General features: G+C 70.8%; 20 protein-coding genes and 1 pseudogene. 12 read left to right on the top strand and 9 right to left on the bottom strand.

The annotated features are described in order from the left end of the window. Nucleotides 1–77: 77 nt before the first annotated feature. The 6 genes and pseudogenes from BLQ91_RS21185 to BLQ91_RS21205 all read left to right on the top strand — a co-directional run bounded on the left by BLQ91_RS21185 (nt 78) and on the right by BLQ91_RS21205 (nt 4,374). Entirely contained in the window at nt 78–1,226 is a 1,149-nt protein-coding gene (locus BLQ91_RS21185) for an FAD-dependent oxidoreductase (protein ID WP_090098976.1), read from the top strand. Between the two features lie 79 nt (nt 1,227–1,305). Further along, nucleotides 1,306–1,521, top strand: a pseudogene (locus BLQ91_RS43795) (hypothetical protein); the annotation flags it as partial. After that, nucleotides 1,518–2,657, top strand: a complete 1,140-nt coding sequence (locus BLQ91_RS21190) for an AI-2E family transporter (protein WP_090098978.1) — start codon at nt 1,518–1,520, stop codon at nt 2,655–2,657. The pseudogene BLQ91_RS43795 and the gene BLQ91_RS21190, both read left to right, overlap by 4 nt. Nucleotides 2,658–2,680: 23 nt before the next feature. After that, entirely contained in the window at nt 2,681–3,178 is a 498-nt protein-coding gene (msrA, locus tag BLQ91_RS21195) for a peptide-methionine (S)-S-oxide reductase MsrA (protein ID WP_090099199.1), read from the top strand. 72 nt (nt 3,179–3,250) lie between these two features. After that, nucleotides 3,251–3,658: an MOSC domain-containing protein gene (locus BLQ91_RS21200; RefSeq protein WP_245733706.1), complete on the top strand. Its 408-nt coding sequence runs from the start codon at nt 3,251–3,253 to the stop codon at nt 3,656–3,658. Then, complete coding sequence (locus BLQ91_RS21205) at nt 3,655–4,374, top strand: polysaccharide deacetylase family protein (RefSeq protein WP_090098980.1); 720 nt, start codon at nt 3,655–3,657, stop codon at nt 4,372–4,374. Before BLQ91_RS21200 ends, BLQ91_RS21205 begins: the two co-directional genes overlap by 4 nt. Here the strand turns inward: BLQ91_RS21205 and BLQ91_RS21210 are convergent. Continuing rightward, nucleotides 4,371–4,688 (bottom strand): Rossmann-fold NAD(P)-binding domain-containing protein, encoded by a 318-nt coding sequence (locus BLQ91_RS21210; RefSeq protein WP_090098983.1) that lies wholly within the window; start codon nt 4,686–4,688, stop codon nt 4,371–4,373. The genes BLQ91_RS21205 and BLQ91_RS21210 overlap by 4 nt on opposite strands. A 42-nt stretch (nt 4,689–4,730) precedes the next feature. Between BLQ91_RS21210 and BLQ91_RS21215 the strand changes: the two genes are divergently transcribed. Beyond that, complete coding sequence (locus BLQ91_RS21215; RefSeq protein ID WP_143022745.1) at nt 4,731–5,213, top strand: hypothetical protein; 483 nt, start codon at nt 4,731–4,733, stop codon at nt 5,211–5,213. Nucleotides 5,214–5,217: 4 nt separating this feature from the next. On the opposite strand, the gene BLQ91_RS21220 is transcribed toward BLQ91_RS21215, so the two are convergent. Both BLQ91_RS21220 and BLQ91_RS21225 read right to left on the bottom strand, forming a co-directional pair. Next, on the bottom strand, nt 5,218–5,967 hold the full coding sequence (locus tag BLQ91_RS21220) for an NPP1 family protein (protein WP_425412509.1): 750 nt from the start codon (nt 5,965–5,967) through the stop codon (nt 5,218–5,220). A 312-nt stretch (nt 5,968–6,279) separates the two neighbouring features. Further along, a complete protein-coding gene (locus BLQ91_RS21225; protein WP_090099201.1) occupies nt 6,280–6,645 on the bottom strand; it encodes a MerR family transcriptional regulator in 366 nt (121 codons plus the stop codon). 61 nt (nt 6,646–6,706) lie between these two features. On the opposite strand from BLQ91_RS21225, the gene BLQ91_RS21230 reads away from it, so the two are divergent. Then, a complete protein-coding gene (locus BLQ91_RS21230) occupies nt 6,707–7,549 on the top strand; it encodes a polysaccharide deacetylase family protein (RefSeq protein ID WP_090098989.1) in 843 nt (280 codons plus the stop codon). A 49-nt stretch (nt 7,550–7,598) separates the two neighbouring features. Beyond that, nucleotides 7,599–9,044: an argininosuccinate synthase gene (gene argG / locus BLQ91_RS21235; protein WP_090098991.1), complete on the top strand. Its 1,446-nt coding sequence runs from the start codon at nt 7,599–7,601 to the stop codon at nt 9,042–9,044. Between the two features lie 49 nt (nt 9,045–9,093). On the opposite strand, the gene BLQ91_RS21240 is transcribed toward argG, so the two are convergent. Both BLQ91_RS21240 and BLQ91_RS21245 read right to left on the bottom strand, forming a co-directional pair. Next, nucleotides 9,094–9,594: a hypothetical protein gene (locus BLQ91_RS21240; protein ID WP_143022746.1), complete on the bottom strand. Its 501-nt coding sequence runs from the start codon at nt 9,592–9,594 to the stop codon at nt 9,094–9,096. A 313-nt stretch (nt 9,595–9,907) separates the two neighbouring features. After that, nucleotides 9,908–10,756, bottom strand: coding sequence for a LysR family transcriptional regulator (locus BLQ91_RS21245; protein WP_090098995.1), 849 nt, complete (start codon nt 10,754–10,756; stop codon nt 9,908–9,910). Nucleotides 10,757–10,825: 69 nt separating this feature from the next. On the opposite strand from BLQ91_RS21245, the gene BLQ91_RS21250 reads away from it, so the two are divergent. From BLQ91_RS21250 to BLQ91_RS21260, 3 genes are all read left to right on the top strand, one after another. Then, nucleotides 10,826–11,686 carry an EamA family transporter gene (locus BLQ91_RS21250; RefSeq protein WP_245733707.1) on the top strand — a complete coding sequence of 287 codons (861 nt, stop codon included), beginning with the start codon at nt 10,826–10,828 and terminating at the stop codon, nt 11,684–11,686. A gap of 26 nt (nt 11,687–11,712) precedes the next feature. Next, complete coding sequence (locus tag BLQ91_RS21255; RefSeq protein WP_090099205.1) at nt 11,713–13,713, top strand: neutral/alkaline ceramidase; 2,001 nt, start codon at nt 11,713–11,715, stop codon at nt 13,711–13,713. A gap of 172 nt (nt 13,714–13,885) precedes the next feature. Then, complete coding sequence (locus BLQ91_RS21260) at nt 13,886–14,821, top strand: alpha/beta hydrolase (RefSeq protein ID WP_090098997.1); 936 nt, start codon at nt 13,886–13,888, stop codon at nt 14,819–14,821. Between the two features lie 54 nt (nt 14,822–14,875). On the opposite strand, the gene BLQ91_RS21265 is transcribed toward BLQ91_RS21260, so the two are convergent. From BLQ91_RS21265 to BLQ91_RS21280, 4 genes are read right to left on the bottom strand one after another with little or no spacing between them, the layout of a single operon-like run. Further along, nucleotides 14,876–15,379: a hypothetical protein gene (locus tag BLQ91_RS21265; RefSeq protein ID WP_176959872.1), complete on the bottom strand. Its 504-nt coding sequence runs from the start codon at nt 15,377–15,379 to the stop codon at nt 14,876–14,878. Continuing rightward, nucleotides 15,340–15,813: a hypothetical protein gene (locus BLQ91_RS21270; RefSeq protein ID WP_090099001.1), complete on the bottom strand. Its 474-nt coding sequence runs from the start codon at nt 15,811–15,813 to the stop codon at nt 15,340–15,342. The genes BLQ91_RS21265 and BLQ91_RS21270 overlap by 40 nt, the downstream gene beginning before the upstream one ends. Nucleotides 15,814–15,865: 52 nt before the next feature. Then, on the bottom strand, nt 15,866–16,285 hold the full coding sequence (locus tag BLQ91_RS21275; RefSeq protein ID WP_218130349.1) for a hypothetical protein: 420 nt from the start codon (nt 16,283–16,285) through the stop codon (nt 15,866–15,868). A 6-nt stretch (nt 16,286–16,291) separates the two neighbouring features. Beyond that, the gene (locus tag BLQ91_RS21280) at nt 16,292–17,143 is read right to left on the bottom strand and encodes a universal stress protein (RefSeq protein ID WP_090099006.1); all 852 of its coding nucleotides are present in this window, start codon (nt 17,141–17,143) and stop codon (nt 16,292–16,294) included. Between the last annotated feature and the right edge of the window lie 44 nt (nt 17,144–17,187).

Below are 17,187 nucleotides of genomic sequence, written 5' to 3' on the forward strand. Positions count from 1 at the left end.
GGCGAGTTCGCCGACCAGCCCGTGCTCGCGACGCCGAGTTCACCTGCGGAAAGCACTCGTGCTGCTAAATTGGGCATATGCCTAAGTCGAACGCCCAACGGGCGCTGGTGGTCGGAGCGGGAATCGCCGGGCTCACGTCCGCGTGGTGGCTGGAACGCGCGGGCTGGGACGTGCTGGTGGTCGAGCGGGCGCCGTCGTTCCGCGAGGGCGGCTACATGATCGATTTCTTCGGTCCCGGTCACGAGGTGGCGCGGCGCATGGGTCTGCTGCCGGCGCTGGAGGAGCGGCGCGCGCCGATCTCGTCGGTGACGAGCGTCGACGCGTCCGGCCGGCGGCGCGGCGAGATCTCGGCGTCCGCCTACGAGGCGGTCGCGACCGGTGTGATCAGCCTGCTGCGCGGTGATCTCGCGTCGGTGGTCCGCGATGACCTGCGGTCGCCGATCCGTTACGGCACAACGGTTTCTTCCATCGACGACGGGTGGGTGACGTTCTCGGACGGGTCGTGTGCCTCGTTCGGCCTCGTCGTGGGCGCGGACGGCGTGCACTCGCGGGTCCGGGAGCTCGTCTTCGGGTCTTCGTCCGTGCGCTACCTGGGGCATCACACGGCGGCGTTCTCGTTCCGGGACCCCTTGCTGAGCGAGCGGATCGGCTACCGGTACCAGATGCTGACCGTCCCGCACCGCATGGTCGGCTGCTACGCCGTGCGGGACGGGTCGATGGCCGCCCTGATGCTGTTCCGGTCTCCGTCCGCCGCTCTGCCCGCCGACCCGGTGGCGACGTTGCGCTCGCGGTTCGGAGACCTGGGCTGGATCACGCCGTCATTGCTCTCCGTTGTGCCGGAGGACGTCTACTACGACACGGTGTCCCAAGTGGACATGCCTGTCTGGCACCGCGGCAAGGTCGTCCTCGTCGGCGACGCCTGCGGGGCCGTCTCGTTGTTCGCGGGCCACGGCGCCTCGCTGGCGATGGCCGGCGCGTCCGTTCTGGCGGAGGAGCTCTCCTTCGGCTTCGACGGCGCGTTCTCGCGCTACCAGGCCCGCATGAAGCCCGCCGTGGAGCACACGCAGGAGTTCGGAAGGCGCTTCATCGGCTGGATGGCGCCGTCATCGGAGTGGCGGATCTCGGTGCGCGACTGGGCTTTCCGCCTTTCCGGTCTCCCCGTGGTGCGCTCCCTCATCCGCGGTTCGGTCGTGCCGGACGTCGAGGTGCGTCAGCGCGCGTCGTAGGCCTCGCGGTTCACCAGCACCTCGGCGAACACGTGCCGCGTGACCAGCCAGCCCGTTCGCCGTTGCCACCACCTACTTCGACGCCCTGGAGTCCGGTGACCTCGCGACCGTCGCCGAGCAGTTCGCCGACGACCTCGTGTGGCACCAGCCGGGGGAGAACCAGTTCTCCGGCGTGCACTGCGGCAGTGCGGCTGGGACGACCGGTCCGCGGTCCGGCCCTCCGGGAGACGCCGAGCTAACAAAACGGCATGTCTGCGATCCCCCGCGCGCGGGTAACGAGAGACTGTGCGCGTGACAGGGGAACGCAGGTGGGTGGACAAGGGTGAGGCCATCGGGCACGGCGTGAGCTGGCTCGCGCGGTGGAGTCTGCGGACGGCGCTGGCCGTGCTCGGTCTCTGGATGGTGCTCTGGCTGGTCGGGAAGCTCTGGGTGGTCGTCATGCCCGTGCTGATCGCCCTGCTGATCACGACGGTGCTGTGGCCACCGGCCCGGTGGCTGATGTCCAAGGGGTTCAACTCGGCGCTGGCGGCGACGATCGTGCTGCTCCTCGGGCTCGGGGTGCTCGGCGGCGTCATCGCGGCCATCTCGTCGTCGATCGCGTCCGGGGTGCCGGAGATCGCCCAGAGCGCGCAGAAGGCCATCACGCAGCTGCAGGACTGGGTGGGCGGGCCGCCGTTCAACCTGCGGGGCAGTGATCTGGACCGGTTGATCGCCCAGGGCGTCGACCAGATCAAGTCGAGCATCGGGTCGATCGCGGGCGGGCTGCTGACCGGGGCGGGCGCGGTGACGTCCGGGCTGGTCACCGGTGTGGTGGCGCTGCTGCTGGCGTTCTTCTTCGTCAAGGACGGCATGCGCTTCACGCCGTGGCTGCGCGGTGTCATCGGCGAACGGGCCGGCGGTCACGTCACGACGGTGCTGGAGCGGATCTGGGTGACGCTCGGCAGCTTCATCCGCAGCCAGGCGGTCGTGTCGCTGATCGACGCCGTCCTCATCGGGCTCGGGCTGGTCATCCTGGGGGTGCCGCTCGCGATCCCGCTGGCGGCGCTGACGTTCCTCGGCGGGTTCGTGCCGATCGTGGGTGCGTTCATCGCCGGAGCGCTGGCCGTGCTGGTGGCGCTCGTCAGCAACGGGCTGACCACGGCGCTCATCATGCTGGTGATCGTTATCGTGGTGCAGCAGGTCGAGGGCAACGTGCTGCAGCCCATCCTGCAGTCGCGCAGCCTGCGCCTGCACGCGGCGGTCGTGCTGCTCGTCGTCACGGCCGGCACCAGCCTCTACGGCATCGCGGGCGCGTTCTTCTCCGTGCCGGTCGCCGCGGCGGTGGCGGTCGTCATCCGCTACCTGGGCGAGGTCATCGAGTCGAGGTCCGTAATGGATACGTCACAACTCGGCGGGGATGAACCAGCCGAGACCGAACGTTCTCCTGAGTGAACACCGAGCAGAGGAGTATCACCGTGACGGAGAAGGCTGTTCTCGCGGGCGGCTGTTTCTGGGGCATGCAGGACCTGTTCCGCCGCCACCCCGGCGTCGTCTCCACCCGTGTCGGCTACACCGGGGACCCCAGCACGCCGAACGCCACGTACCGCCGCCACGGCAACCACGCCGAGGCCATCGAGGTCGTGTTCGACCCCGAGCAGCTGAGCTACCGGCAGGTCCTGGAGTTCTTCTTCCAGATCCACGACCCGTCGACCCGCAACCGCCAGGGCAACGACATCGGCGCCAGCTACCGCTCGGCGATCTTCTACACCGACGACGCCCAGAAGGAGGTCGCGGAGGAGGTCATCGCCGCGGTCGACGCCTCCGGCAAGTGGCCGGGCGAGGTCGTCACCGAGGTCACCCAGGAGTCGGACTTCTGGGAGGCCGAGCCCGAGCACCAAGACTACCTGGAGCGCTTCCCGAACGGCTACACGTGCCACTACGTGCGGCCGGAGTGGCAGCTCGGCGAGCGTTGATCGAGATCGTCGCGCTGCACGTCTCACCCGTGCACGCCTACGAGGGCCGTCCGTCGGACGGCCCTCGTAGGCGTGCACGGGCCGGTCTCGCGCGACGTCGTCGAGGTCCGCGCCCGGCTCGGCGTCGTGGGTGACCGGTACTTCAACCACCCCGCGCACCGCAACGCCGCCGTCACCCTGATCGCGGCCGAGCCGCTCGCCGCGTGGCCCGTGGACCCGTTGGTGGCACGCCGGAACGTCGTGGTGCGCGGGTTCGACGTGGATGCGCTGCCGCGCGGCACCGTGTTCAGCCTCGACAGCGGCGACGGGCCGGTGCGGTTCGAGGTGCACCGGCCCGCGAACCCCTGCGCCTGGATGGACCGGGTGATCGCGCCCGGTGCCTTCAAGGCGTTGTGCGGCAAGGGCGGGATCCGCACGGTGCCGCTGGACGACGGGGTGCTGCGCGTCGGAGGAGCGGAGTTGGCCATAGTGGGCGCATGACGTGGTCGCGCCGCAAGCCGGCGGTCATCACCGCCGTGAGCCTCGCCGTGGTGCTGGTCGCCGCGGGCTCCCTGTGGAACGTCAGCAGCGCCCGCACGTTCCAGTTCTTCGGTGACCTGGTCCACCGCGTCGAGACCGGCGAGAAGCTCGTCGCCCTCACCTTCGACGACGGCCCCGACCCGGCCGGCACCCAGCATGTCCTCGACGTCCTGGAGGCGGAGGACGTCCACGCCACCTTCTTCCTCGTCGGCCGCGACCTCGAGGAGCACCCGGACCTGGGCAGGAAGATCGCGCAGGCGGGGCACGAGATCGGCAACCACACCTACCACCACCGGCGGATGGTCGGAGTCCTGCCCGGCACGGTGGCGCGGGAGGTCGAGGACACCGACGCCCGGATCCGCAGGACCGGCTACAGCGGTGACATCCACTTCCGGCCGCCCAACGGCAAGAAGCTGTTCGCGTTGCCGCACTACCTCCAGCGGCACGGCCGAACGACGGTCATGTGGGACGTCGAGCCGGACTCCGAGGGCGTGCACACCGCCGGGCAGATCGCGGAGCGGACCCTGCGGGAGACCCGACCGGGTTCGATCGTCCTGCTGCACCCCATGTACCCGGCGCGGGAGCAGACCCGGCAGGCGCTGAAGCCGATCATCGCGGGGCTGAAGGAGCGCGGCTATCGGTTCGTCACCGTGTCCGCGCTGCTGGACAGGCGTTAGACCAGGTCGGCCAGCTCCACGCGGCGCAGGAACTCGCCGCGCACCCGGTCCGCGACCGCGTTCACCACCTCGGCGCCGTCGGAGGAGGGGTCGACGTGCACGCGGAACGGCGGGGAAGCGCTGCCCACCACGGACACGATCGCGTCCGCCACGGCCCCGGCGTCCGCCCACGGGGGCTCCAGTTCGGCGAGCCGTGCCCCGACCTGCTCCACCAGGCCGGGGTAGAGCTCCTCGTACTCCGCGGCGCGCGAGGTGTCGGCGGGGGTGCCGCTGTGCGCGAAGTGGTGGGTGCCGCGGGTGCAGGCGCCCGGCACGACGCCCGCAGGTGGGGCAGCGCGGCGCGGTTCACGCGTTGCGTGCCCAGGACGTTCACGTCGGACAGAGCCGCGTACTGCTCCGGTGTGAAGGCCTCGGCGGGACCGGTGAGCATGTGGCCCGCGAGACCGAGCCTGCGGACCGCCAGGGCGCCGAAGCCGCGCAAGCGGGAGGCGCGGCTGACGGCGGACGCGATGCTCCGCGGGATCATCAGCCGCGTCGCGGCTGCGGGCCGGTTGACGGTGCCCGTCGAGCAGGCGGCGCAGTTCGTGCACGCCGCGGGCCCGGGTGTGGTGCCGGCGCTGATCGCGACGCCCGAGGAGGACCGCGACCTGGGGCTGATCGGGTTCACGCGCGAGAACGTGATCAGGGCGATCACCTCGGACGCCTCACCGGACGAGCCGAAGGACATCCCGAGCCGGGCGATCGCGCTGAGGGTGGCGCTGGAGGAGGACCCGCCTCCGGTGCTGTCCCCGGCGGAACGGGCCCTCCTGGCCGAGTGGCTCGACCGCGTCGCGAGGTAGCGCGTCAGGCGTTCGGGTCGAACGGGATCCCGGCGGGCTTCGCGATGCTCAGGTTGTGGTTGAACGCGCCGTCCTTGATCGCGAGGGACGCGCTGCCGAAGTTCGCGTTCACGAGCTTGTCGCGCACGCCGGCCGGGAAGCGGTCCCAGCTGACCAGGTCGGGGTACTGGTAGACGCCGTAGTGGTTCTCCGCCACCTCACCCGCGCCCGCGAGGCGGAAGCAGTGCGTGCTGGCGCCGTCCTTGTGGTAGATGATCTTCGGGTGGGTGCCTTCCCACTGCACGTTCGCACGCGGGTGCACCTTGTACTTGCCGTGCTCCGATGTCGAGACGTACTGGGCCACGTCGTTCTGCACCCAGACCACCACGTGCTCGATGTCGTGGCGGTGGCCGCAGCAGTCCCACACCGGCACGGCCTGGTCCTTCTCGAAGTACAGGTCGTACAGGTAGGCGCACCAGCCGTTGTTGCACTTGGAGCGGCTGTAGGAGTTGGTGTTGTCCAGGTCGGACTGGTCGTGGCAGTTGCCGTTCAGCGCGCCCGAGTTCTTCAGGCCGGGCGCGATGTCACCGGTCGGCGAGATCGCCGGGGTGGGGTAGCACCCGTCGCCGTCGTAGTCGAACGCCGGCTGCCACTTGCCGTCCGCCGCCTCGAAGTTCGCGGGGATGGCGCGGGGCGGGTCGGCCAGCGCGACGCCGGGGAACAGGGCGGTGATCAGCAGGGCACCGGCGAGCGCGGGCAGGATCTTCTTCCTCAACAGGAGCCTCCGGTGGGCAGGGGAGCGGAGAGGCTTGCGAGGCAGAAGGTGGTACATGAACAGCGTTCACGTCTAGGTGGTTCGCTGAATCTTTGCCGTCCGGGAAATTCACATCCCGGCGCGGAATCGGTCACGTGCGCTTTTCCGCGGCGGTGACGGGGTCAATCCCCCAACGTTCACCTGGCGCCGTTCGCGACCACCGTCGGGTCCACCACAGCGGCGTACGGGTTCCGCCGCGGCCACCGCGCCTCCGCGCGGCTTTCGAGGTTTTCTCCTGGTTCGGGCTGCTCGCGCGCCGCGCCGAACACCCGCCTAAGCGCCTCTGCCGGATGCGGTGTCGATCACGTCGTCGAGGACCTCGCGGGTGGTGCGCAGGTCCGCGATCATGCGGTCGATCCGCGCGCGCTCATCCTCGAGTTCCGCGACCAGCCGCGAGGTGGCGTTCTCGGACGGCCCGCCGTCGGCGTCGCGCAGGCAGGGCAGCAGCCGCACGACCTTCCTGCTGGACAGCCCGGCCGCGAACAGCTCCTGGATCCGGATGACCCGGTCGACCGCGGCCTCGGGGTACTCGCGCTGACCGCCGGGCGTCCTGGCCGGCACCAGCAGGCCCTGCTCCTCGTAGTAGCGCAACGACCGCTCGCTCACGCCCGTCCGTCGTGCCAGCTCACCGATCCGCACCGGCCGCACCCCCGTGAAACAGCTTGAACCTCACATCGATGTCAAGTCCTACCGTCCGGGCATGACGCGCAACAAGCTCTACGACTACTCGCCGATCGTCGACCGGCCGCCGTTGATCTGGCCGAACGGCGCGAGGGTGGCCGTGTACGTCGGACTCAACGTCGAGCACTTCCTCCCGGGCGCACCGTCCACCAGCAGGTGGCCCGGCACGGCGACCCTCACCCCTGATCCGCTCAACCACGGCTGGCGCGACTACGGCGCCCGTGTCGGCATCTGGCGCACGATGGAGTCGTTGGACCGCCACGGACTGAGGGCGAGCGTGCTGCTCAACTCGATGGTGGCCGAGGAGTACCCGCGGATCATCGAGGCGGGTGTCGCGCGCAACTGGGCGTGGCTCGCGCACGGCGAGACGAACTCCAGGCTGCACACGGACTTGGCCGAGGACGAGGAACGCGAGGTGCTCGCCCGCATCGTCGGCACGATCGAAAAGGCGACGGGGACGCGTCCACGGGGCTGGATGGGACCGGGGCTCACCGAGACCGCCGCGACGCCGCGCCTGCTGGCCGAGCTCGGGCTCGACTACGTGCTCGACTGGACCGCCGACGACCAGCCGTTCGCGCTGAACGTTCCCGGGATGGCCAGCGTGCCGTACTCGGTCGAGCTGAACGACCTGCTCTTCCTCGACCGGTCGCCGGCGGACCTCCTCCTGGCGGTGGAGGACCAGTACGAGGTGCTGCACGCGGAAGGCGGCCGGGTGCTTGCGCTGGCGTTGCACCCGTTCGTCACCGGGCAGGCGTTCCGGCACAAGTACCTCGACCAGGCGCTCGCGCACCTCGCCGCCGCACCCGACGTGTGGCTCACGACCAGCGACGACATCGCCGCCCACTACTTGAGGCACAACTAACAGGGACCCGGGCGTGCATGCTCATACATCATCGTGCATAATTCTCATCGTGTCCAAGGTGCTCACTTCACTTCCGGCCGGCGAACGCGTCGGCATCGCCTTCTCCGGTGGTCTCGACACTTCCGTCGCGGTCGCGTGGATGCGTGAGAAGGGCGCTGTGCCCTGCACGTACACCGCGGACATCGGGCAGTACGACGAGCCCGAGATCGACACCGTCCCCGGTCGCGCCGGCACGTACGGCGCCGAGATCGCCCGCCTCGTCGACTGCCGCTCGGCGCTCGTCGAGGAGGGTCTCGCGGCCCTGGCCTGCGGCGCGTTCCACATCCGCTCCGGTGGTCGTGCCTACTTCAACACGACGCCGCTCGGGCGCGCGGTCACGGGCACGATGCTCGTGCGCGCCATGCTCGACGACGACGTGCAGATCTGGGGCGACGGCTCCACCTACAAGGGCAACGACATCGAGCGGTTCTACCGCTACGGCCTGCTCGCGAACCCGTCGCTGCGGATCTACAAGCCGTGGCTCGACGCGGCGTTCGTGACCGAGCTCGGCGGCCGCAAGGAGATGTCCGAGTGGCTGCTCGAGCGCGGCCTGCCCTACCGGTCGAGCGTCGAGAAGGCGTACTCGACGGACGCGAACATCTGGGGCGCCACGCACGAGGCCAAGTCGCTCGAACTGCTCAACGAGGGCATCGAGATCGTCGAGCCGATCATGGGCGTGAAGTTCTGGGACCCGTCGGTCGAGATCGCGACCGAGGACGTCACCATCGGCTTCGACCAGGGCCGTCCGGTCACGATCAACGGCAAGGAGTTCGGCGACGCCGTCGATCTCGTGCTGGAGGCGAACGCCATCGGCGGCCGCCACGGTCTCGGCATGTCCGACCAGATCGAGAACCGCATCATCGAGGCCAAGAGCCGCGGCATCTACGAGGCGCCCGGCATGGCGTTGCTCTACATCGCCTACGACCGCCTCGTGAACGCGATCCACAACGAGGACACCGTCGCGGCGTACCACAACGAGGGCCGCAAGCTCGGCCGCCTGCTGTACGAGGGGCGCTGGCTCGACCCGCAGTCGCTGATGCTGCGCGAGTCGCTGCAGCGCTGGGTCGGCTCCGCGGTCACCGGTGAGGTCACGTTGCGGCTGCGCCGGGGCGACGACTACTCGATCCTCGACACGTCCGGCCCGGCGTTCAGCTACCACCCGGACAAGCTGTCGATGGAGCGCACCGAGGACTCGGCGTTCGGCCCGGTCGACCGCATCGGCCAGCTGACCATGCGCAACCTCGACATCGCGGACTCGCGCGCCAAGCTGGAGCTGTTCGCGGGCCTCGGCATGGTGGGCACCCGGCAGTCGGCGCTCATCTCGGCGCAGCCCGAGCCGACCCAGCTGATCGGCGAGGTGCCGGACGGCGGCGCGGAGGCCATCGCCTCGCGCGGTGAGGTCTCGGAGGCCGACGAGCTGCTCGACGCGGCGGCCATGGAGTTCGGCACGGACTGATTTCCGCAAGGGAGCGGGGTGGGCGACGTGATCGCCCACCCCGTTCCCGTCACGTCTGCGGCCACATGGAGTAGATGAGGTTCTCCGCGTCGGAGCACACGACCTGGGGCATGAGCCCCTCGGTGACCTGGTTGCACGACATCGGCCCGATCTCGACCGGCGGCAGCCCGGTCTTGGGGTCGGAGCGTTCGGCGTAGTAGTCGAACAGCACCGCCCCGGCCTGGTCGCAGTTCAGCCTCCCCTGCGGCGTCTCCACGACGACGGCCAGCATCGGCTTGCCGAGCGCCCCCGTGAACGGCCGGTCGCAGAACTGCGACGGCAGGCCCTCGTACTGGTCCGGCTGCACGCCGGGCAGCGGGTTGGCGGCGGCCCTGGTCGTTTCCCGCGTCGTCGTTTCCTGAGTGGTCGTCTCCTGAATGGTCGTCTGCGGAGTGGTCGTCCCGGTGGCCGTGGACGACGTGGGGTCCGCCGCGGAGCCGGACCCGGTGACCTCCGGCGTGCAGCCCGCCACCAGGACGGCGAGGAGCACGGGTGTGATCAAGAACCTCATGCCTGCATGAATCTGCGCGGAGCCCGCCGCCGTTACCCCGCCACCCTTCCGGTTCGTGCTGATCGACGCCGGTCGGGCCAGGCCCGCGGTGCTGCTCAACCCGCTGGAAGGCGACCAGACGACGCCAGCGGTCACATCGGCGGCCGGTGCGGCTCCAGGCGCGACTTCCCCGCGCGTGCAGGTGAAGCTCACCGCGCTGTCCGGGACAACGGGGCCGGTCCGGGTATGCGCAGAGCGGACGCGTGCGGTCGTGCGCGATAGGCGTCCACCACGGGGTGGCTGTCCACTCGCCGCCTGTGCCGGAGGCGTTCTCTCACATGCGATAGGCGTCGCACGCCAGCGTGATCAGATCGGTGAGGTGGTGCGGCGGCTGGTCCTTCCACCACGCCAGCCACACCGCGATCGGGGGCGCGTCCACCACGGCCCGGTAGGCCACGCCCGGTCGCGGGTTGAGGCTCGCCGTCGCCTCGGACGTCATGCCGACGGCCTGCCCCGCCGCGATCAGCGTCAGCCACTCGTCGACGCCGCCGGTGTTGCGCACGACGGACGGTGCCCCGCCCGGCTGCCACAGGTCCAGGGTGGTCGTGCCGGTGCGGTCGTCCACGGCCAGCGAGTACCGGGCCAGGTCCGCCAGCTTCAGCGAACGCTTGCGCGCCAACGGGTTGTCCGTCGCGATGACGCCGTAGCGCCGTTCGGTGCCGAGCAGCGCCGTCTCGAACCGCGGGTCGTCGAGGGTTCTGCGCACCACGGCGACGTCGGCGGTGCCTTCCGCGAGCCCCGCGGTCGGCGAGTTCGACTGGACGAACACCAGCGGCAGCCCGGGGTGCTCGGCGGCCCACGCCTTCTGCACGCGCCGGGTGTGCTTGCCGAGCGCCGCCCAGGCGTAGCCGATCCGCAGCTCCGTCGGCGACCGGGACGCGATCCGGTGCAGGTGCGCGACCTCGTCCAGCACCCGGCGGGCGCCTGCGAGGACCTTGGTGCCGACCGCGGTCAGGGCGACGTGCCGGGTGGTCCGTTGCAGCAGCCGCACGCCCAGCGACGCCTCCAGGGCGGCGACCGACCGGGACACCGACGCCTGCGTGAGGCCGAGTTCCCTTGCGGCGTCGGTGAACGTGCCCGCGTCGACCACCGCCACGAACGCCCGGACGTGCCGCAGATCCATGCGTCCAGCGTATAGCTCGCCCGGCTCGTGCATTTCCCGCATCTGTCTTCGCTCCGCAGGCTGGACGGCATGAAGAGTTCCAGCGGGTTCGCGACGATGACCGCGAGCGCGGCCAGCAACCAGCTCGGTGCCGCCGTGGGCGCCCACGCGTTCGCCGCCATCGGCCCGGCCGGGGTGGTGGCGGTGCGCCAGTTGGTGGCGGCGGCGGTGCTGCTCCCGATGGCCCGCCCGGACGTCCGGAGGTTCACCTGGGCCCAGTGGTGGCCGACGATCGCGCTCGGTCTGGTGTTCGCGACGATGAACCTCAGCCTGTACGTGGCGGTCGACCGCATCGGCCTCGGTCTCGCCGTCACACTGGAGGTGCTCGGGCCGCTCGGCGTCGCCCTGGCCGGGTCGCGCACGCGCCGCGACTTCCTGTTCGTGCTGATCGCGGCCGCCGGCGTGTACGTGCTGGTGCTGCCCGGCCCGAGCAGCGACTACCTCGGCGTCGGGCTCGGCCTGCTCGCGGCGGGGTGCTGGGCGTCCTACATTCTGCTCAACCGCCTGGTCGGCGCGCGCTTGCCGGGTCTGCAGGCGCCCGCGGTGGCCACCGCGATGTCTGCGGCGCTGTACGTCCCGGTCGTCGTCCTGCTGGTGGTGCACGGGAAGCTGACGGGGTTGCCGGTGCTGTACGCGATCGGCGCCGGCGTGTTTTGCAGCGTCGTGCCGTACGCCGTCGACGTGGTCGCGCTGCGGAAGGTGCCCGCCCGGTTGTTCGGGCTGGCGATGAGCGTCCACCCGGTGCTGGCGGCTCTCGCCGGTCTGGTGGTGCTGGGGGAGACCCTGGAGCCGCACCACTGGGCCGGGATCTTGCTCGTCGTCACCGCCAACGCACTCGCCGTGACTTGCTCGAAGTGGTCTGGATCACCTACCGTCGACCCTGAAATGTGAATACAATTCACTTCGGCGGGGTGGTCATGCGGACGAAAGTCTTGACGGTGGTCGTCGCACTCGTCGGTGCGGCGCTGGTCAGCGGCCCGTTCGCATGGGCGGAGCCAGAGCCGTACCTGGTGGGCCGCGGCATCTCCGACGTCACCGGCCCGGCTGCCGAGAACGGCATGATGGGCTACTCGAAGTTCGACCAGAAGACGACGGGCATCCACCAGCGGCTGCGGTCGCGGGCCTACGTCGTGGTCGACCGGGCGACGAACAAGCGCGTCGCGTACGTCAACGCCGACCTCGCGATGATCTTCCGCGCGGTCCAGGAGGGCGTGCTCGCCAAGCTGCAGACGAGGTACGGCAGCACCTACACCCGCGAGAACCTGCTGCTGTCCGCCACGCACACGCACAGCGGTCCCGGCGGCCAGTCGCACAACCTCGCCTACAACCTCTCGATCCTCGGCCTGCAGCCGCAGGCTCTCGCCGCGGTCGTGGACGGCATCACCGAGTCGGTCGTCGAGGCGCACGAGGACGTGAAGCCCGGTTCGATCAGCCTCGGCTTCGGCGAGCTCACGGACGCGTCGGTCAACCGGTCGCGCGTGGCGTTCGACCGCAACCCGGACAAGGGCTTCTTCCCGCGCGGCATCGACCCGCAGGTGACCGTGCTGAGGTTCCGGCAGTCCGGTGACGACGTCGGGGCGATCAGCTGGTTCGCCACGCACAACACGTCGATCACCAACGCCAACACCCTGATCAGCCCGGACAACAAGGGGTACGCGGCGTACCAGTGGGAGCACGACGACGAAGGCGTGCGGTACCTGGACGACGCGGCGGGCTTCGTGGCGGCGTTCCCGAACACCAACGCCGGTGACATGTCGCCGAACCTCAACCTGAAGCCCGGCTCCGGCCCGACCGAGAACGAGTTCGAGAACGCCCGGATCATCGGTGAGCGCCAGAACCGCAAGGCGCAGGAGGTCTACGGCGGACCGCAGGCCGCGGTGTCCGGTGGCGTCGACCACCGGATGCGGTTCGTGGACATGTCGGCCGTGCGGGTCGAGGGCCGCTACACCGACACCGGCCAGCCCGGCACCACCTGCTCCGGCGTCGTCGGCGCGTCCACGATCGCGGGCAGCATCGAGGACGGCCCGGCGATCCCCGGCTTCTCCGAGGGCATGCAGTCGCCGTGGAAGAAGCTCTTCGAGCCGTTGCAGATGGAGGTCCCGCAGTGGCTGCGGGACTGCCAGTTCCCCAAGGCCTCCCTGGTGCCGACGGGTCTGATCGGCGCGACCCCGAACGTCGTGCCGCTGCAGATCGTCCGCATCGGGCAGCTGCACCTCGTCGCGGTGCCCGGCGAGGTCACGATCACCGCGGGCCTGCGCATCCGCAGGGCGGTGGCCGCCGAAGCCGGTGTGCCGGTGCGGAACGTGCTGATCCAGGGCTACGCCAACGACTACAGCCAGTACGTCACCACGCCGGAGGAGTACGACTCGCAGCAGTACGAGGGCGGCTCGACGTTGTTCGGCCGCAACACCACGCCCGCGTACCAGCAGGAGTTCGCGAAGCTCGCGGCGTCGATGAAGGCCGGAACCGCGCTGCCCGCCGGGCCGGACCCGGGCAAGCCGCCGTTCACCGAGATCAACCTGCAGACCGGTGTCGTGCTCGACGACAAGCCCGCCGACAAGAGGTACGGCGACGTGCTGACCGCGCCGAAGGCCTCGTACCGGCGCGGCGAGACCGTCACGTCGGTGTTCGTCACCGGGCACCCGAAGAACAACCTGCACCGCAACCACACCTTCCTGGAGGTGCAGCGGCAGGTGGACGGCCGGTGGGTGCGCGTGGCCGACGACGGTGACTGGTCGACGCGCTACCGGTGGGAACGGGTCGGCATCGCCTTCTCGAACGCCACGATCACCTGGCAGATCCCGGCGGACACCCCGGCCGGCACGTACCGGATCGTGCACCACGGTGACGAGAAGTCCGGGTGGACCGGCAGGATCACCGGCTTCACCGGCGCCACGGCGGGCTTCACCGTCGGCTGAGGCCTCTGCCCTGGACGGCCCCTGCCCTGGACGGCCCCTGCCCTGGACGGCCCCTGCCCTGTGCGGACAGGGGCCGTCATTATTCCCGGAGGTGATGAGGTCCTGATTACGTTGTGCGCGATTTAATCGCGCACTAGCTTTATGGCATCACCCCGAACACCAGGAGGAAGCCATGAAGCGCCCAGTTCTCGAGCAGGCCGCCGCCGAGTTCGCCGCCGCCACCGCGCAGCGGCCGTTCCTCTTCGAGCTCGACCCGGCCGAGGGCCGCAAGGCCGTCGACGATGTCCAGTCGGGCGAGATCGCGGCGCCCGAGGTCGACGAGCAGTGGGTCGAGCTCGACGGCTTCAGGGTCCGCGTCGTCAAGCCCGCCGGCGCCACCGGTGACCTGCCGGTCATCCTCTACATCCACGGCGCCGGCTGGGTCTTCGGCAACGCCCGCACCCACGACCGCCTGGTCCGCGAGCTCGCCGCCGGCGCCGGTGCCGCGGTTGTCTTCCCGGACTACTCGCTCTCACCCGAGGCGCGCTACCCGGTCGCGATCAACCAGAACTACGCGACCGCGCGGTGGATCCGGGACTCCGGCGCCTCCCACGGCCTCGACGCGACCCGCGTGGCCGTCGCCGGTGACTCGGTCGGCGGCAACATGGCGGCCGCGCTGACGTTGCAGGCCAAGGAACGCGGTGACGTCGACCTGGTGGCCCAGGTGCTCTTCTACCCGGTGACCGACGCGTCCTTCGACACCGACTCGTACCTGCAGTTCGCCGAGGGCTACTTCCTGCGCCGCGACGGCATGCAGTGGTTCTGGGACCAGTACACGACGAACCCGGTCGAGCGCGCCGAGATCACCGCCTCCCCGCTGCGCGCCACGCCCGATCAGCTCGCCGGTCTGCCGCAGGCGCTCGTGATCACCGCCGAGGCCGACGTCCTGCGCGACGAGGGCGAGGCCTACGCCGACAAGCTGCGCGCGGCGGGCGTGCCCGTCACCGCCGTCCGCTACGCGGGCGCGATCCACGACTTCGTGATGCTGAACGCCCTGCGCGGTACGCACGCCGCCGAGGCCGCGATCAACCAGGCCGTCGCCTTCCTGCGCGAGGCGTTGAAGAAGTAGGCACCGCAGGCGTTCCGCGGCCCCGCTCCCCGGTGGAGCGGGGCCGAACGGCGTTCAGAGGAGCAGGTACGCGAGCACCGCCGCGGTCGCGACGAGGACCACCAGTCTGGCAAGGGCGAGCACGAGAGGGGTGCGACGTGCGGTCGAGGGCCGCGCGGCCGAGAGCTGGATGGTCGCCATGACCTGGATCGTGGCGGGGAGCTGGATCGACGCCGGCACGTGGACGACGGGCGGGAGCTGGATGGTCGCCTGGACCGGCACGCCCGCGACGGGCGGCCAGCCGGTGGGAACGGGGACCGGTCCCGTCGGGAACGGGCCGGCTCCCGCGGGCGGTCTCTGCGCCGGGAACGGCACGGACTGCGGAGGCGGCGTGGGCGGCAGGGGCGCCGGGATCGGCACGGCCGCCGTCGGTGCCTGGACCGGCGTGGGCAGCCCGTAGTTGATCATGCTTCGGTCCACCGGCGGCCACGGCTTCGCGGCCTCGCCCCCGGTGGCGGTCTCCCCGGACTCCTGGGCCATCACGACCACCCCTTCAACTGCGCCAGCTGCACGCACCACGCCGACACCTCGACCAGCAGGAGCACGAGCCCGGCCACGAAGCACCACTGCAGCTTGCGGAGCTTCTTCTCGTTGGCGTCGAGCCACTGTTCGAAGTCGGCCGCGAGGTGCCGCCGCATCGAGTCGAGGTCGTGACCGAGGTCGACGGCGCCGAGCAGGCGGGACGCGCTCGACAGGAACGTCCACCGCCAGACCGGCGCGCAGATCACCAGTGCCAGCGCTAGGACGCCGGTCATCGCGGTGATCGCGACGACCGTGGCCGTGCCCCAGCGCGGGCTCTGCAGGGCGGTGCCGACGAACGAGGAGCTCACGAGAGCGGCTCCCGCGGTCAGGAGGGTGACGCGGGAGCGCAGGTTGTCGAGGGCGCCCTGCTGGTAGCTCAACGCCCGCAGCGACTCCGAGAACACCAGCTCGAGCCGTTCGTCCGGCTCCACTCGCCCATCATCCGCCGGAAGGCCCAGCGCGGCGTGCTCCGTTCGGGTGGAGTCAGATCCGCGAGATGCGGGTCACGGCGAACGGGGTGCCCTGCTGGCACGTCGTCACAGCGCCGGGGTCGGGCCTGCCGGACACCTCGACGACGGCGCCGTCCACCGCGATCGCGGGATCCGCGCCGAGCAGCAGGTACTGCTCGCCGGGTGTGCTGAGGAGCGTGCAGCCCGGCTCGACGCCGGCGGACACCGTGCCCCGCACCGTCTTCAGGGTCGGGTCGAGCGCCCGAGACGGCGTGGGCAGCGGCGGCGGGGCCTGGGTGGGCGCCACCGACGACGGAGGCAGCGGCGCGGGGGTGCTCGCCGTGCTCGTCGGTGTGTCGGACGTGCTCGACGCGGAACTCCGCGGGGGCACCTGATCGGCGGCACCGCACGAAGCAAGCACCAGGCACAGCAGCGCAGCCGCTATCCCGCGCATCTCACGTCACCTCCGATGGACGACCGCGACCGCGCACGGCGCGTGGTGCAGCACAGCGTGGCTGACCGACCCCAGGATCGCACGGCTCACCGCGCCGCGGCCGTGGCTGCCCACCGCGACGAGAGCCGCGCCCTCGGCCGCGCGCAGCAACGCGCGGGCGGGAGCGTCGAACGCGACCTGCCGCGTCACGTGCACGCCGGGCCACCGCGCGGCGTGGGGTGCGAGCCGTTCGTCGAGGAGCTGGGCGAGGTCGGCGCGGACGTGGCCGACGTCCGGCTCGGGCAGCTCGGCCCAGCCGGCGTCGTTGAACGCGTGGATCGCCAGCACCTCGCGGCCGTGGCGGGAGGCGAAGTCGAAGGCGAACGCGAGGGCGCCCGCCGAGGTCTCGGAGCCGTCGACGCCGACGACCACGCGGCCCTCCAGCGGGCCGGCACGGGTCACGACCACCGGACGCCCGCAGGTCGACACCAGCTCGAGGGCGGTGGACCCGAGGAACATCTCGCGGATGCCGGTGCGGCCGGAGGACCCGAGCACGAGCAGCTCGCCGGGTTCGCCGGCGAGGACGTCGACCGGACGGCCGAGGCGGACGTGCGGGGAGACGGCGAGTTCCGGCCAGTTCCGCCTCACCTCGGCGGCGAGCTCGGCGAGGTGGTCCTCGGCGGCCTTCGACATCGTCTCCTCGGAGACGAACTCCGGCACGGGGATCGTCATCGGTGTGAACACCGGCTCCGGCAGAGGAGCCCGCACGGCCTGAACGACCTGCAACGCCGCACCGCGCCGGGAAGCTTCCTCGGCACCCCAGAACACCGCTCGCCGCGACAGGTCGGAACCGTCGAAGCCGACCACGACCGTGGACATGGGAAACCACCTCCGGCCGGGGCATACCCGGCCGGAGGTGGCGC

It is taken from the genome of Lentzea jiangxiensis (assembly GCF_900104175.1).
Taxonomy (GTDB): domain Bacteria; phylum Actinomycetota; class Actinomycetes; order Mycobacteriales; family Pseudonocardiaceae; genus Lentzea; species Lentzea jiangxiensis.

Coding starts and splice junctions, on each gene's coding strand:
- BLQ91_RS21185 (WP_090098976.1), top strand. CDS start 78: ATGCCTAAGTCGAACGCCCAACGGGCGCTGGTGGTCGGAGCGGGAATC.
- BLQ91_RS21205 (WP_090098980.1), top strand. CDS start 3,655: ATGACGTGGTCGCGCCGCAAGCCGGCGGTCATCACCGCCGTGAGCCTC.
- BLQ91_RS21230 (WP_090098989.1), top strand. CDS start 6,707: ATGACGCGCAACAAGCTCTACGACTACTCGCCGATCGTCGACCGGCCG.
- BLQ91_RS21240 (WP_143022746.1), bottom strand. CDS start 9,594: ATGAGGTTCTTGATCACACCCGTGCTCCTCGCCGTCCTGGTGGCGGGC.
- BLQ91_RS21245 (WP_090098995.1), bottom strand. CDS start 10,756: ATGGATCTGCGGCACGTCCGGGCGTTCGTGGCGGTGGTCGACGCGGGC.
- BLQ91_RS21250 (WP_245733707.1), top strand. CDS start 10,826: ATGAAGAGTTCCAGCGGGTTCGCGACGATGACCGCGAGCGCGGCCAGC.
- BLQ91_RS21255 (WP_090099205.1), top strand. CDS start 11,713: ATGCGGACGAAAGTCTTGACGGTGGTCGTCGCACTCGTCGGTGCGGCG.
- BLQ91_RS21260 (WP_090098997.1), top strand. CDS start 13,886: ATGAAGCGCCCAGTTCTCGAGCAGGCCGCCGCCGAGTTCGCCGCCGCC.
- BLQ91_RS21275 (WP_218130349.1), bottom strand. CDS start 16,285: ATGCGCGGGATAGCGGCTGCGCTGCTGTGCCTGGTGCTTGCTTCGTGC.
- BLQ91_RS21280 (WP_090099006.1), bottom strand. CDS start 17,143: ATGTCCACGGTCGTGGTCGGCTTCGACGGTTCCGACCTGTCGCGGCGA.